Genomic DNA, 14035 nt, shown 5'->3' with positions numbered 1-14035 from the left:
CGGATGATGCAAGGGCTTCGTGAAATTGTGGTCTTTTTGCTGGAATCGAAATGCCTGACCAACCAGACCTCACCAAGCTGATCTTCGGTAAGTTGACCTGGGAAGCCATTCCCTTGCACGAACCGATCCTGCTCGTCACCTTCATCATGGTCGCCATCGGCGGCATCGCGGTGCTGGGGGCCATCACCTACTACGGAAAGTGGGGCTATCTGTGGCGCGAATGGTTCACCAGCATCGACCACAAGAAGATCGGCATCATGTACGTCATCCTGGGTATCGTGATGCTGCTGCGCGGCTTCGCCGACGCCATCATGATGCGCCTGCAGCAGGCGGTGGCGTTCGGCGATTCGATGGGCTACCTGCCGCCGCACCACTACGACCAGATCTTCACCGCGCACGGCGTGATCATGATCTTCTTCGTGGCCATGCCGCTGGTCACGGGCCTGATGAACTACATCGTGCCCTTGCAGATCGGCGCGCGCGACGTGGCCTTTCCGTTCTTGAACAACTTCAGCTTCTGGATGACCACGGGCGGCGTGATCCTGGTCATGATGTCGCTGTTCGTGGGTGAGTTCGCGCGTACCGGCTGGCTGGCGTATCCGCCGTTATCGGGCATCATGCAGAGCCCCGACGTGGGCGTCGATTACTACATCTGGGCCTTGCAGATAGCGGGGGTGGGAACGCTGCTGTCCGGCGTCAACCTGCTGGTCACCATTGTCAAGATGCGCGCGCCGGGCATGACGATGATGCGCATGCCCATCTTCACCTGGACCGCGCTGTGCACCAACGTGCTGATCGTGGCCGCCTTCCCGGTGCTGACCGCGGTGCTGGCGCTGCTGTCGATGGACCGCTATGTCGGCACCAACTTCTTCACCGCGGACTTCGGCGGCAACGCCATGATGTACGTGAACCTGATCTGGATCTGGGGCCACCCCGAGGTGTACATCCTGATCCTGCCGGCGTTCGGCATCTTCTCCGAGGTGGTTTCCACCTTCTGCCGCAAGCGCCTCTTTGGCTACGCGTCCATGGTGTACGCCACGGTCGTGATCACGGTGCTGTCGTACCTGGTCTGGCTGCACCATTTCTTCACCATGGGGTCCGGGGCCAGCGTGAACTCGTTCTTCGGGATCACCACCATGATCATCTCGATCCCGACGGGCGCCAAGATCTTCAACTGGCTGTTCACCATGTACCACGGGCGCATCCGCTTCGAGGTCCCGATGCTGTGGACCCTGGGCTTCATGGTGACCTTCGTGATCGGCGGCATGACGGGCGTGCTGCTGGCCGTGCCGCCCGCCGACTTCGTCCTGCACAACAGCCTGTTCCTGATCGCGCACTTCCATAACGTGATCATCGGCGGCGTGCTCTTCGGGCTGATGGCCGGCATCACGTACTGGTTCCCAAAGGCTTTCGGCTACAAGCTGGATCCGTTCTGGGGCAAGTGCTCGTTCTGGTTCTGGCTGGTAGGCTTCTACGTCGCCTTCATGCCGCTGTACGTACTGGGGCTGATGGGCGTGACGCGCCGCGTAAACCACTTCGAGGACATGTCCCTGCAGATCTGGTTCCAGGTGGCGGCCTTCGGCGCGCTGCTGATCGCCTGCGGCATCGCCAGTTTCCTGATCCAGCTAGTGGTCAGCTACCGTCGGCGCGAATCGCTGCGCGACACCACCGGCGACCCCTGGGACGCGCGCACCCTGGAATGGTCGACTTCGTCGCCGCCGCCCAACTACAACTTCGCCTTTACGCCGCGCGTGCATGACCAGGACGCCTGGTGGCAGATGAAGCAACACGGCTACGTGCGGCCGCAGCAGGGCTTCATCCCCATCCACATGCCCAAGAACACCTGGGCGGGCATTGTGCTGGCGGGCATCAGCGTGGTCATGGGCTTCGCGTTGATCTGGCACATGTGGCCGCTGACCGTGCTGTCGTTCGCGGCGCTGATCCTGGTGTCCATCGTTCATACCTTCAACTACAAGCGCGACTACTACGTGCCGGCCGAAGAGGTCGTGCGCGCCGAAGACGCCCGCACAAGGTTGCTAGCGAAAAATGTCTGATACCCTGGCCCCCAACCTGCCCGGCGGCGCCGCGCCGCCCGCGGAGCCCGTGTTCTACGTCCCGGGCGAACACCACCCCAAGAACGGCACCCTGCTGGGATTCTGGGTGTACCTGATGAGCGACTGCCTCATCTTCGCCTGCCTGTTCGCGACCTACGGCGTGCTGGGCCGGAACTATGCGGCGGGCCCCTCGGGGGCTGATCTGTTCGACCTGCCGCTGGTGGCGGTGAACACCGCGCTGCTGCTGCTGTCGTCCATTACCTACGGTTTCGCCATGCTGGAGATGCGGCGCAACCGCGTCGGCGCGACCCAGCTATGGCTGGCCGTGACGGGCATCCTGGGACTCGGATTCCTGTCTCTGGAACTGTATGAATTCGCGCACCTGATCCACCAGGGCGCGGGCCCGCAGCGCAGCGCCTTCCTGTCGTCCTTCTTCACGCTGGTCGGCACCCACGGGCTGCACGTCACCTTCGGGATCGTTTGGCTGGTGACGATGATGATCCAGGTCCAGATGCACGGGCTGATCCCGGAGAACCGCCGCCGCCTGATGTGCCTGTCCATGTTCTGGCACTTCCTGGACTTGATCTGGGTGGGCGTCTTTACCTTCGTGTACCTGATGGGAGTGCTGCCATGACCGCGCACCTGAATCATCCGGCCGATCACGGCCACGGCGGCCATGACCACCACGACGACGATGACGGCGCCGCCCACGGCACGCTCAAGAGCTATGTCACCGGCTTCGTGCTGGCCGCCATCCTGACGGCCATTCCTTTCTGGCTGGTCATGAACCGGGTCTTCTCCGAATCCCGCACCACCGCGCTGGTGATCCTGGCGTTCGCCGTGGTGCAGATCGTGGTCCACATCGTCTACTTCCTGCACATGGACACCAAGTCCGAAAGCGGCTGGAACATGTTGGCGTTAATATTCACGCTGGTGCTGGTCGTAATCACGCTCAGCGGATCCATCTGGATCATGTATCACCTCGACTCCAATATGATGCCCATGTCCACTCACGACATGCGGAAAATGCCCTGATGGCTGCAGTAAACGACTCTACTTCCGGCGACACCTCCTCCCGTAATCCGCGCAGCAAGACGACCCTGGTCATCCTGGGGCTGCTTGCGGTCGCCATTTTCGCGGGCCTTTGCGCCCTGGGCACCTGGCAGGTGCACCGGCTGGCCTGGAAACGCACCCTGATCGCGCAGGTCGAACAGCGCGCCCATGCCGCGCCCGCGCCGGCTCCGGCCAAGGCTGAGTGGCCCGCCCTGACTTCCGACAACGCCGAATACCGCCGCGTCACGGCCACCGGCACCTACCTGTACGACCGCCAGACCCTGGTACAGGCGGCAACCGAACTGGGCAGCGGCTACTGGGTCATGACCCCGCTGCAATTGCCCGAGGGCGGCACGGTGCTGGTCAACCGCGGCTTCGTGCTGCCCGAATGGCGCAAGAGCAAGTCCGCCATACAACAAGCGCCGGAACAGGCCAGCGTCACGGGCCTGCTGCGCATGGGCGAGCCCGGCCATGGTTTCCTGCGCAACAACGACCCTGCCACCAACCTCTGGTACTCGCGCGACCTGCCCGCCATCGCGGCGGCGCGCGGCCTGACCGACGTGGCGCCGTACTTCATCGACGCCGACGCAACGGGCAAGGACGGCAGCGGGCGCACCGCTCCGGTGGGCGGCCTGACCGTGCTCAATTTCCCGAACAATCACCTCAGCTACGCCATCACCTGGTACGCGCTGGCGGCCATGGTGCTGGTCGGCGCATTCATCTTCGTGCGCGAGGAAAAGCGTTCGCGCCGCAAGGGCTGATCCGGCCGGCCGCGGCCGGTGTCCTACAATGGGGGCCGGGAACAGTGCTGGGCGTCATGCTCGGCGTGCTGTTCCCTTTTGTTTTTTACACCCCCTCAACAGGAGTCCCCAAGGATGAAAAAGACGCTGCTCGCAGCCGCAATGTTCACCACTTTTGCAGGCGTTGCTCAGGCAGAATCGTCGGTAACTCTCTATGGTGTCATCGACACCGGCATCGGCTACAACAAGATCAAGGGCGATGGATACGACGGTAGCAAGATAGGCATGATCAACGGCATCCAGGCCGGCTCGCGCTGGGGCCTGCGCGGCGCCGAAGACCTGGGCGACGGCCTGCGCGCCGTGTTCAAGCTGGAAAGCGGCTTCGACTCCGCCAACGGCCAGCGTGGGCAATCCGGCCGCCTGTTCGGCCGCCAGGCCACCATCGGCCTGGCCAACGACGCCTGGGGCACGCTGGAGTTCGGCCGCCAGGCCACGGTGGGCTCGAACTACCTTGCGGACATCGATCCCTTCTATACCAGCTACACCCAATCCAACATGGGCCTGGGCTTCAGCGCCGCCAACACCATGCGCTGGGACAACATGGTCATGTATAAGTCGCCTTCGATGAGCGGCTTCGAATTTGGCGTGGGCTACTCGTTCAATGCGGACGACACGGTCGCGGACCAGACCGGCTTTCGCACCGCCGACAACACCCGCGGCATCACCGCCGGCCTGCGCTACGTGCAAGGCCCGGTGAACGTCACGCTGACCTACGACCAGCTCAACGGCTCCAACCGCGGCACCATCGACCACGACGCCACGCCGCGCCAGTACGCGCTGGGCCTGTCCTATGACCTGGAAGTTGTGAAGCTTGCGGCCGCCTACGGCCGCACCACCGACGGCTGGTTCGTCGGCCAGGACCTGCCGGCCGGCACGCCCTTCAGCGATGAATTCGGCACCAACCGCTTTGTGGATGGCTTCAAGGCCAACTCCTATATGCTCGGCGCCACCCTGCCCATGAGCAGCGCCGGCAGCCTGTTCGCTTCGTGGCAGCACGTGTCGCCGAACAACGACAAGCTGACGGGCGGCGACACCAACATGAACGTCTGGAGCGTGGGCTACACCTACGACCTCTCCAAGCGCACCAACCTGTATGCCTACGGTTCGTACGGCAAGGACTATGCCTTCATCGACGGATTGAAGAGCACGGCCGCCGGTATCGGCGTGCGCCACACGTTCTAAGCAAGACGGCGGAGCGGCTGCGGGGCCGCCTCCGCCCACGCTTGCGGATAAACCGCTACCCGTGCAATCTTCGGGAAACACGCGTCCCTCATGATCGGCCATCTTTGACACCAGATCCCGATACGGACCATGCTCCCGAAATCCCGCCCCTTGCACGCCTTCCCGCTCTATCGACAACGCCTGCTGCGCGCGCTGGCCGCGGCCTTGCTGCCGCTTGCGCTTGCAGCCTGCAACGGCGGCGACGGCGACGATGACGACGAACCCGTCGCCGTCGCACCGCCGCCCGCAGAGGAAACCCCGCCGCCTGCCGAGACCCAGCCCCCGCGCAATACGGCCTATCTGGAGGCCAAGCCGGGCGACGTGATTCAGGTCCGCATCGAGGAATTGCACCCTACCCAGGCCGCCATTGGCTACGATCAGATCTATTACAAGCTGGGCCGCTGGCAGGGCGACTTCGAGCGCCCGACCTGGGCCGACAAGCCGGTCCAGCAACTGGACTACCTGAATCGCACCGTCGGCAAGAAGTTCGACGACTACTGTGAAGACATGGGCGGCACCGAGCGCGCGCAAGCCTTCCAGACCATCGCCGAGGCGCGCGCCGCGCGCCTGGACCTGCCCGCCACCTACGCCTGCAAGGACGCTCCCGGCACCCATGCAGCCAATCTCAAGACGGTGGTAGTCGGCTGGGACGGCAATCTTTACCTGACCGATGGCCACCACACGTTCTCGTCACTGCGCGAAATTGCGGACGGCGGGCCCAAGCTGCCAGTCTGGGTCAAAGTGGACGCCAACTACAGCAGCCTGCCCAACGCGACAGCCTTCTGGCAGCGCATGGTCGACGAACGCCGCGCCTGGCTGCGCGACGGCCAAAACCAACCTATCACGGTAGACCAACTGCCTGCGCGGCTGGGACTGCCCAATGCCCAGGAAGCCGGCGGCATGCAGGAAGACCGCTATCGGTCGCTGGTCTACTTCACCCGCGACATCGCCTACAGCAACGGCAACCTGCCGGAATTCGCCGAGTTCCTGTGGGGCGACTGGCTGCGTCGCCAGGCGGCGGGCGGCCAGCTTCCGGGATTGGACCAGTACAAGATGATGGCGCCGGCCCTGCCCGCGCAGATCCTCGCCGTCAGTACGCTGGACAAGAGCCTGGCCGCCGCTGGCGCGAATGACAGCTATGCCGCCGCGGTGCGCGACGCGTCCCTGAAGATGGCTGCGCTCAAGGACACCGACATCGTCTTCGGCGACCGCGATGCTGCCGGCCTGGGGCGCATTGCCCTGGCGCCCGATGCCGCCAGCGGTTCGCCCACCAAGAAAGCGCGCGATACCCTGGAGGAATTGCCGCGCAATGATGCCAAGGCCGACGGCAGCCCCCGAGGCGCCGGCAAGCTGTGGTTCGCGGTGAACTACCGCAACTGCGGCAAACCCGCCGCCGGCAGCTGCTGGGGCTGGTAGCAGGCCATGCCGGCCACGCGGCCCTAGGCGTCTATCTGCATGGCGGGCCGGGCCTGTACCCGGCCCAGCCAAGCCTGCACATGGGGGTGCGAACCCACCCGGGCGCCTAGATAAGCGCTATAGCCGATCACCGAACCCACCACCAGGTCGGCCAAGGAGTACGCGGCGCCCAGTATCCAGGGCCCGCGCGACAGATGGCCGTCCAGCACCTCCAGCAAGGTATCCACATCCCGTAGAACGCGCTCCGCCTCGGCGCCGCCAGGCGCGTCCTCGCCCTGCGTGGCGAGGTACAGACGCATGACAGCCGCGCCATAGCTGACATAGGACCAGGCGCACCATGACATCGCCAGCAAACGTTCCGGCGTATCGGCGGCGGGCCACAGGCCGCGCTCCACGCCGTAGCGCTCTCCCAGCCACAGCTGGATCGCCAGGGTTTCAAACAGGGGAGCGCCGTCCACCGTCAACGTCGGCACCTTGCCATTCGGATTGAGCGCCAGGAATTCCGGCCGGCGCTGTTCCCCTGCCCTGATGTCCACTTTGACACGCTCGTGCGGCACGGCCAGTTCGGCGAGTGCGCTGGCCACCGGCGTCGCGCTGGACATGGGGTGCCAATAGAAAACGATAGACATGGGCAAATCTCCAATTCAATCAAGGGATAAGCGTCGCGGCCCCTGCCGCTGACTACGGGAGCCACTGTAGAGTCCATTGCGGACAGATTCCGCCCTCAATATGGGTTAAGGTGGCGTCATGCTTACCTCCAGCAACCGTCTCCTGCGCCTGCTGTCCCTCCTGCAGACGCGGCGCCATTGGGCCGGCACCGAGCTGGCCGCCACGCTGGCCATCCACCCTCGCACGCTGCGGCGCGATATCGACAAGCTGCGTGAACTCGGCTACCCCATCCATGCCAGCAGCGGCGTGGCCGGCGGCTACGCCTTTCGCGCGGGCCATGCCCTGCCGCCCCTGCTGCTGGATGACGACGAAGCGCTGGCCGTGGCGCTTACGCTGCGCACGGCGGCCACGGGCACGGTGGGAGGCATAGAGGAAACCGCGCTACGGGCGCTGGTAAAGCTGGAGCAGGCCATGCCGCAACGCCTGCGGCGCCGGGTGGATGCCCTGCGTTCCGCCATCGTGCCGATACCGCGCGAAGGCGCCGCCGTCGACGCCACGCTGCTGGCGACGCTTGCGGCCGCATGCCGCGACCAGTTGCGGGTCGGCTTCGATTACGCGGACGCCAAGGGCCGCGCCAGCACCCGGCAGGTCGAACCGCAAGGATTGGCGCACACTGGATATCGCTGGTACCTGGTGGCCTGGGATCCGGCGCGCGAGGACTGGCGCACCTTCCGCATCGACCGCATCGCGGGGGCTCCGCAAGTCGGCGCGCATTTCGTGCCGCGGCCTCCACCCGAAGGCGGCGACCTGCGCGCATACGTGTCGCGGTCGGTGAACATGGCGCCTCACCCCGAGCCCGCGCGCGTGATCCTGCACGCGCCGCGCGCCGTCATGGCGGCCCGCATTCCGCCTGGGGCCGGCCAGATCGATTCCCTGGATGCGGCCCGCTGCCTGCTGCAATGCCCCGTGCAATCGCTGGACGCGCTGGTGTATTGGCTGATGGCGCTGGACGTGGAGTTCGAAGTGCTGGCCCCCGCTGCCTTGCAGGAGCGCCTGCAACGGGCGGCCGACAGGCTGGCGCGCAGCCTGCAAAAAAACCCCGCCTCCGAAGCAGCGGGATAAGGGTCGGATTTGGCTGTTTTTCGGCCGATCCCACCCTGTGTATTTCGCCGGCAATTCGAGTATCTTGGCTGCTTTCCGGAACATTCCAAGAGCACCCCATGAGCAACGTTACCAACGCCAGCCTGGCCTCTGGCGCCACGCCCGACGCCGACGCCTTCCTGCAATTCCTGGTCAACCTGGTCAACAACGGCAGCCAGATCGAAAGCATCGGCGTCACCCTGCAAATGGGCGGCATGCTGGTATCGGGCTCTATCGTGTCCGGCGCGGAATACTTCGACAGCTTCGCAGCCAGCTTCACGGGGTCGCTGAACACGCTGGACGAAACCACCCGCAAGGCCGTGCACGCCTCGCTGGCCGAATTGGGGGACGTCTTCCGCGTCCCGCAGCCCGCGGATCCGCTGCCGAATTACATCCACCTGGCCGACGCGCTGTTCTTCACCGCCGACGGCACTCCCGTCGCCGGACAGCCGACCCTCTGGCGCGGCCGTACCAGCGCGGTCGACGGCTTCATCCTGGGACGCCTGCAAGCGGAGTCCATCGGCTGAAATGCTCAGGTAAGCGCGGCAGGCCGGTTCAGCGCACGAAACGCTGCTCGACCACCACGCTGCCCCATTGCCTGCCTTCGGATTCTTCCGCCAGCTTGAAGCCCGCGGCCTCGTAGAGATGCCGGGCCGCATCCAGGCCCTTGAAGGTCCACAGATAGGTCTCGTCGTAATGCGCATCGGCAAAGGCCAGGGCCCGCTCAAGCAGGGCGCGGCCCACGCCCATGCCGCGCAGTGACTCATCGACGATGAACCAGCGCAGGTGCGCCTGGCGAGCCGCAAGATCGCCGTCGATGACGATGGAGGCCAGCGCCCTGTCATTGTCCACGTACAGCCAGATGTTCTTGCCCGCGGCGGGCAGGCTTTCGGCGAACGCCGCCAGCCCCGTGGCCACCTTGCGCTCGAAATACACTCCGAAACCCGCGGTTTGCGCGTAGTAGCGCGCGTGCAGGCCGGCCACGTCGCCGATGCAGCCGGGCAGATAGCCTGCGTGGATCTGCTGGTCGATGCCGCCCGCCTCGGCAACCGGCGCCGTGTTGGGATTCTCGTGCGACAGGGCGTCCGCATAAAGGGAGAGAAAACGGATCAGCGACTGCTGGTCCGGCGGCGCCAGTTGCCGCAAGGCGCGCGACACCTGGTCGGTGGCGAACTGGTCGATCTGCGCGCGCAGCTTGTTCCCCGCCGCGCTCAGGTACAGCCGGGACGAGCGAGCGTCTTCGCTGTCCGCCTCGCGGGTGAGCAGCCCCGCCGACTCCAGCTTGGCCACCTGCCGGCTGGTATTGGACTTGTCCAGCCGGAGGATGGCCGCCAGATCGCGCGCCTGAATGCCCGGTTGCAGGCCGATTTCGATAATGGCGTGAACCGCGGACGGCGCCAGCTCGCTGCCCGCCAGCGAGCTGCGCATGAAGCCCAGCTCGCGCACCAGTTTGCGGGAAAACTCCCGCAGGTCCCGGATGGTCTGCTCACGGGATTGGATGGGAACATCGATCAGGTCCATGGCGCGCCTCTAAAGTTGCGGTTCGCAACCAATATACTTGCGAGGCGCAACCAATTCAATCTTTTTCGCGCGGCCCCCGGCGGAACTGATCAGGCCCTATCCGGGCCGCTTGAACCGGGCCCGCGCCGTTTCGACCGCCTGGCGGCAGATGCAGCCGCTCATGTGATCGTTGACCATTCCGACGGCCTGCATGAAGGCGTACATGGTCGTCGGACCGACAAAGGTCCAGCCGCGCTTCTTCAAGGCTTGCGACAGGACCGTCGACGCCGCCGAGGTCGGATTGCCATTCCAGTAGTCCAGGTCCACCTTCGCCGGCCTGTCTTGCGCGGACGGCTCGTGACGCCAGAGCCAGGCCGCCAGCGACCCCGTTTCTTCGGCCAGGGCACACGCGCGCTTGGCATTGTTGATGGCGGACACGATCTTGCTGCGGTTGCGCACAATGCCCGCGTCGCCCATCAGCCGCTCGACGTCGCGCTCGGTGTAGCGCGCCACCCGCTCGAAATCGAAGTCGTCGAAGGCCGCGCGGAACGCCTCGCGCTTGCGCAGGATCGTGATCCACGCCATGCCCGCCTGAAAGCCTTCCAGGCAGATCTTTTCGTACAGGCGGCGGTCGTCCGCCACCGGCCTGCCCCATTCATGGTCGTGGTAGTCCGGCATGGACGGCTGCCAGAAGCAGCGCGTCACGCCCTGCCCGTCCGTGATCAAGCCTGGGTTGCCGTCGTGCATTTCGTTCGTCTTCATGAGGCGGCTTACTGCTTGCCCGGCACGGGGCAGCTCAGGTCGCCTTCCTCGCATTTCAGGTAGGCTTGCAATTCTTTGGTGCGCGCCTGCGTCAGCTTGTCCAGGCACGTGCTGAGCACCATGGGATAGGCGCTGCCGCCGGACGTGCTGCTGGACGCGAAAGCGCATTCCGCGTCGCGGAAGAATAGCCAGGCCTTCTGGGCGGCATGCAGACGGGTCGTTGCGTCCCTGTCATTCTTGAGACGCGCCGTCACTTCCTTGTAGGCGGCGTTCAGGGCGGCATCGGACTTCCGGTACGCCTGATCGGCGCACAGACTCATGTCCGTCTGCGTGGCCGCGTTGCCGCAATCCAGCGCCTGCGCCTGCGCACTTGCGGCCAGCGCAAGCGCGGCGGCGGCAGTCATGATGGCGATACGCATGGAATTCCTCCTGTGTGGCTGGTGAACGGAGAAAGTGTCGCATGGAACAATGGCCGCTCGCAGCGGCGACCCCGCCGCCGGTGGCCTAAGATGGCGGCTATGAAGATCCAATTGCTCTCAGACCTGCACCTTGAAACCGACCCAGACTTCCTGGCACGGCCCGCGCCGGGCGCGGACCTGCTCGTGCTGGCCGGCGACATAGGCTCGTACCGCCGCGGCTCGCGCATGACCACGGCAGACTTCGGCCTGGGCAGCTACTCGCCGCACAAGGGCTGGCCCACGCCCGTCCTCTACGTGCCGGGCAACCACGAGTATGACAATGTCGATTTCGACGAAACCCATGCACGGCTGCGCGAGCTTTGCCGCGAACTAGGCATCCACTGGCTGGAACGCGAAACCCTGGTCATCGATGGCGTGCGCTTTGTCGGCACGACGTTGTGGACGGATTTCGACGCGCTGGCCGCGCCTGGCGACACGGTAGGCGCGGCCTTGAAAAAACGTGAAAAGGCATTCCGCGCCGCCAACTTCTATCTGGAGAAGGCCGAAATGCGCCGCAACGGCGCGCCCTTCATGGCCGAGCAGATGCGCGAACAAGGCCTGCTCTGCCAGCAGTGGCTGCAAGACGCCCTGCGCGCGCCCCACGACGGCCCGACCGTGGCTATCACGCACTTCGCGCCGACGCTGGCGAGCGCCGATCCGCGCTATGGCGTCACCCCCGGCACCGCAGGCTTCTGCAACGCGCTGGACGCCCTGCTGCCCCTGGCCGAGGTCTGGATGCATGGCCATCTCCACTGCCCGCAGGACTATGTGAAGAATGGCTGCCGCATCGTGGCCAACCCGCTGGGCTATGCCAAGAAGGACGAGCAGCAGGACTTCGCGCCGGACCGTCTGTGGGAAGTGGCATCTAGAACCTGAGGCTGGCGCTCAAGGCATAGGTGCGCGGGTCGCCGGCCTTCACGTAGTCCGGGGACTGGTACAGCCAGTAGCGCTTGTCGGCCAGGTTGTTGATGCCCGCGCGGAACGTGGTCTCGTAACCGTAGATACGCGTGTCGTAGGTCGCGCCGATGTTGACGATGGCGTAGTCCGATACCTGGACCGCGTTGGACGCCCCCAGCATGGTGCTGCCGGTGTACTTCACGTCGGCCCTCAGCTTGAGGCCCGGCAGTTGCGGCACCGAGTATGCGACCTGGGCGGCGGCCACGAATTTCGGCGCGCCCGCGACGCGATTGCCGGTGAAACTGGATCCTTTCTTGTATTCGCTGTCCAGGAACATCAGGCTGCCGCCCACGTTCCAGTTTGTGGCAATGCGCGTGGAGGCGCCCAGTTCCAGCCCCTGATAGATGGACTTGCCGTCCTGCACCAGTTCATTGGCGGCGTTCGTGTACTCCGCTTTTTTCTCGATGCGAAAGAGCGCCGCCGTGGCGGCCCAGCCATCCTGGTTGGTCTTGATGCCCAATTCGTATTGCTTGCTCTTGAGCGGGTCCAGCAGCGCGCCGTAGTTGGCATACGTATTGCCCACGGACGAGCCCGGCTCCAGCGATTCGATGTAGCTGGCGTAGGCCATGGTCTGGGGCGTGATGTTGTACATCAGCGCCACCGTCGGCGTCAGCACCCCGCTCTTGTCGTAACGCGAATTACGCGCTCCTGCCGCATCGAAGCCGACCTGTTCGTAGTCGGTGTAGCGCAGGCCGCCCAGCACGGACCAGCCGCCGGTCAGGTCTATGGTGTCGCTCGCGAACAGCGCCTTCTGCGTGATCTCTGCGGCGCGGTATAGGTCCAGGCTGCCCTCGCTGTAATAGGTGTTGGTGTTCTGCGCACGCAAATTGCCCGTGCCTTGCAGCTGGTACACGCCGTTGGCGCTGTAGTCGTTCTTCTGCTTTTGCCAGGACGCGCCCGCCACCACCTGATGCTTCAAAGGACCGGTGCTGAACCTGCCTTCGACCATGCCTTGCCATTGGTTGTAGGCGTAGGCCTCGCCGTAGTCCGAGCGGTAGTCCTGGTAATCGCCCGCCTGGTTCTGCAAGAACAGCACCGATTCATTGCGGCGCGTGCGGGTGGAACTGTAGCTGTAGTCGGTGCGCACCGACCAATCGGAAGACAGCTGGTACTTCAGCCCGGTGGAGTAAAAACGGAATTTGTTGTCGGCATATGGCCCCTCGCCCACCAGCCTGCCGTTGTCGTTGCGCACCGGCGAGGGCAGCTCCGAGCCCGCCATCTGGCCGGCGTAGATGGTGGGCTCCTGCCCGATCGCCTTGCGGTCCTGGTAGATGGACTGGAAGTCCCACGTCAGCTTGTCGGTCAGGCGCGCGTCCAGCGCCAGCGACACCGAATCCCGATACAGCGAGCCGCCGTTATAGGTATTGCCCTCTTCATGCGTGGCGTTCAGGCGATAGCCGAAGCGGCCGTCGCCGCCCACGCGCCCGCCCAGATCGACGTGTTCACGCAGGAGGCCCTTGGACACATAGCCCAGCTCGATGCTGCGCACCGGCTCGTCGGTCGGCTTCTTGGTGACATAGTTGATCAGTCCGCCCGGCGAACCGAAGCCGTACATGAAACCGGATGCGCCCTTGAGCAGGTCGATCTGTTCGAAGTGCTCGTAAGGCAAGGTGGTGACGTAGCTAAGGAAGGGCTTGCCGTCGATGCGGTAGGAATTCTGCCAGTCCAGCGGCAGGCCGCGCACGCTCAGGTAGCTTGCCCAGGCGCCGTAGGAGGCGCTGTTGTCGGTGACGGATGCGTCCAGGGCGAACACGTCGCCCAGCTTGCGGACCTGCCGTTCCTCGATATCCGCGGCGGTGACCACGGCCGTGGAAAACGGTGTCTCCAGCTGGCTGCGGTTGCCCAGCGCCCCGCTGTTCACCGGCGCGGACAGATGTTCCAGCGTGTCGTCCACCGATGTCGCGTTGACGGTCACGGCGGGCAACTGGGCTACGCCCTGGGCATCCCCTGCGTCATTCGGAGGCGCCGCCGCGGCGGCCTGGGCATGGACACCTGCGGAGTGGGCCATGCCCAGGGTCAGGGCTAAGGCATAGGGCGCAACGGCATGCCGCGCTTGCTTGCGCGC

The 14035-nt window shown here is 65.0% G+C and carries 14 protein-coding genes; 9 read left to right on the top strand and 5 right to left on the bottom strand.

Annotation, left to right across the window (positions count from 1 at the left end):
* Positions 1–50 precede the first annotated feature (50 nt).
* The 6 genes from cyoB to VCS63_RS19005 all read left to right on the top strand — a co-directional run bounded on the left by cyoB (position 51) and on the right by VCS63_RS19005 (position 6544).
* On the top strand, positions 51–2054 hold the full coding sequence (cyoB, locus tag VCS63_RS19030) for a cytochrome o ubiquinol oxidase subunit I (RefSeq protein WP_063640193.1): 2004 nt from the start codon (positions 51–53) through the stop codon (positions 2052–2054).
* Positions 2047–2688 carry a cytochrome o ubiquinol oxidase subunit III gene (gene cyoC, locus VCS63_RS19025; RefSeq protein WP_063640192.1) on the top strand — a complete coding sequence of 214 codons (642 nt, stop codon included), beginning with the start codon at positions 2047–2049 and terminating at the stop codon, positions 2686–2688. Before cyoB ends, cyoC begins: the two co-directional genes overlap by 8 nt.
* Entirely contained in the window at positions 2685–3089 is a 405-nt protein-coding gene (gene cyoD, locus VCS63_RS19020) for a cytochrome o ubiquinol oxidase subunit IV (protein WP_042794939.1), read from the top strand. The genes cyoC and cyoD overlap by 4 nt, the downstream gene beginning before the upstream one ends.
* Positions 3089–3868, top strand: coding sequence for an SURF1 family protein (locus VCS63_RS19015; RefSeq protein ID WP_175200741.1), 780 nt, complete (start codon positions 3089–3091; stop codon positions 3866–3868). Before cyoD ends, VCS63_RS19015 begins: the two co-directional genes overlap by 1 nt.
* Before the next feature lie 114 nt (positions 3869–3982).
* The gene (locus tag VCS63_RS19010) at positions 3983–5089 is read left to right on the top strand and encodes a porin (RefSeq protein ID WP_112966181.1); all 1107 of its coding nucleotides are present in this window, start codon (positions 3983–3985) and stop codon (positions 5087–5089) included.
* A gap of 129 nt (positions 5090–5218) precedes the next feature.
* Positions 5219–6544 carry a ParB/Srx family N-terminal domain-containing protein gene (locus VCS63_RS19005; RefSeq protein WP_063960257.1) on the top strand — a complete coding sequence of 442 codons (1326 nt, stop codon included), beginning with the start codon at positions 5219–5221 and terminating at the stop codon, positions 6542–6544.
* A 23-nt stretch (positions 6545–6567) separates the two neighbouring features.
* On the opposite strand, the gene VCS63_RS19000 is transcribed toward VCS63_RS19005, so the two are convergent.
* Positions 6568–7173: a glutathione S-transferase family protein gene (locus VCS63_RS19000; protein ID WP_063640188.1), complete on the bottom strand. Its 606-nt coding sequence runs from the start codon at positions 7171–7173 to the stop codon at positions 6568–6570.
* Between the two features lie 118 nt (positions 7174–7291).
* Here VCS63_RS19000 and VCS63_RS18995 point away from each other — a divergent pair, with 118 nt between their 5' ends.
* Both VCS63_RS18995 and gvpU read left to right on the top strand, forming a co-directional pair.
* Entirely contained in the window at positions 7292–8275 is a 984-nt protein-coding gene (locus tag VCS63_RS18995) for a helix-turn-helix transcriptional regulator (RefSeq protein ID WP_063640187.1), read from the top strand.
* A gap of 98 nt (positions 8276–8373) precedes the next feature.
* Entirely contained in the window at positions 8374–8820 is a 447-nt protein-coding gene (gvpU, locus tag VCS63_RS18990; protein ID WP_187639862.1) for a gas vesicle accessory protein GvpU, read from the top strand.
* A 28-nt stretch (positions 8821–8848) separates the two neighbouring features.
* Here the strand turns inward: gvpU and VCS63_RS18985 are convergent, their stop codons facing one another.
* From VCS63_RS18985 to VCS63_RS18975, 3 genes are all read right to left on the bottom strand, one after another.
* On the bottom strand, positions 8849–9814 hold the full coding sequence (locus VCS63_RS18985) for a bifunctional helix-turn-helix transcriptional regulator/GNAT family N-acetyltransferase (protein ID WP_149063898.1): 966 nt from the start codon (positions 9812–9814) through the stop codon (positions 8849–8851).
* A gap of 96 nt (positions 9815–9910) precedes the next feature.
* Positions 9911–10555 carry a DNA-3-methyladenine glycosylase I gene (locus tag VCS63_RS18980; protein ID WP_323880720.1) on the bottom strand — a complete coding sequence of 215 codons (645 nt, stop codon included), beginning with the start codon at positions 10553–10555 and terminating at the stop codon, positions 9911–9913.
* Positions 10556–10563: 8 nt separating this feature from the next.
* Complete coding sequence (locus tag VCS63_RS18975) at positions 10564–10974, bottom strand: lysozyme inhibitor LprI family protein (RefSeq protein ID WP_112966184.1); 411 nt, start codon at positions 10972–10974, stop codon at positions 10564–10566.
* 99 nt (positions 10975–11073) lie between these two features.
* On the opposite strand from VCS63_RS18975, the gene VCS63_RS18970 reads away from it, so the two are divergent.
* Complete coding sequence (locus VCS63_RS18970) at positions 11074–11889, top strand: metallophosphoesterase (protein WP_042794948.1); 816 nt, start codon at positions 11074–11076, stop codon at positions 11887–11889.
* Here the strand turns inward: VCS63_RS18970 and VCS63_RS18965 are convergent.
* Positions 11879–13978 (bottom strand): TonB-dependent receptor, encoded by a 2100-nt coding sequence (locus VCS63_RS18965; RefSeq protein ID WP_323880765.1) that lies wholly within the window; start codon positions 13976–13978, stop codon positions 11879–11881. The genes VCS63_RS18970 and VCS63_RS18965 overlap by 11 nt on opposite strands.
* Positions 13979–14035 lie beyond the last annotated feature (57 nt).

This window comes from Achromobacter sp. D10 (assembly GCF_035282245.1).
Taxonomy (GTDB): Bacteria; Pseudomonadota; Gammaproteobacteria; order Burkholderiales; family Burkholderiaceae_B; genus Achromobacter; species Achromobacter insolitus.
Note: the sequence above shows the minus strand (reverse complement) of the source record. Positions and strands in the feature narration are given on the sequence as shown.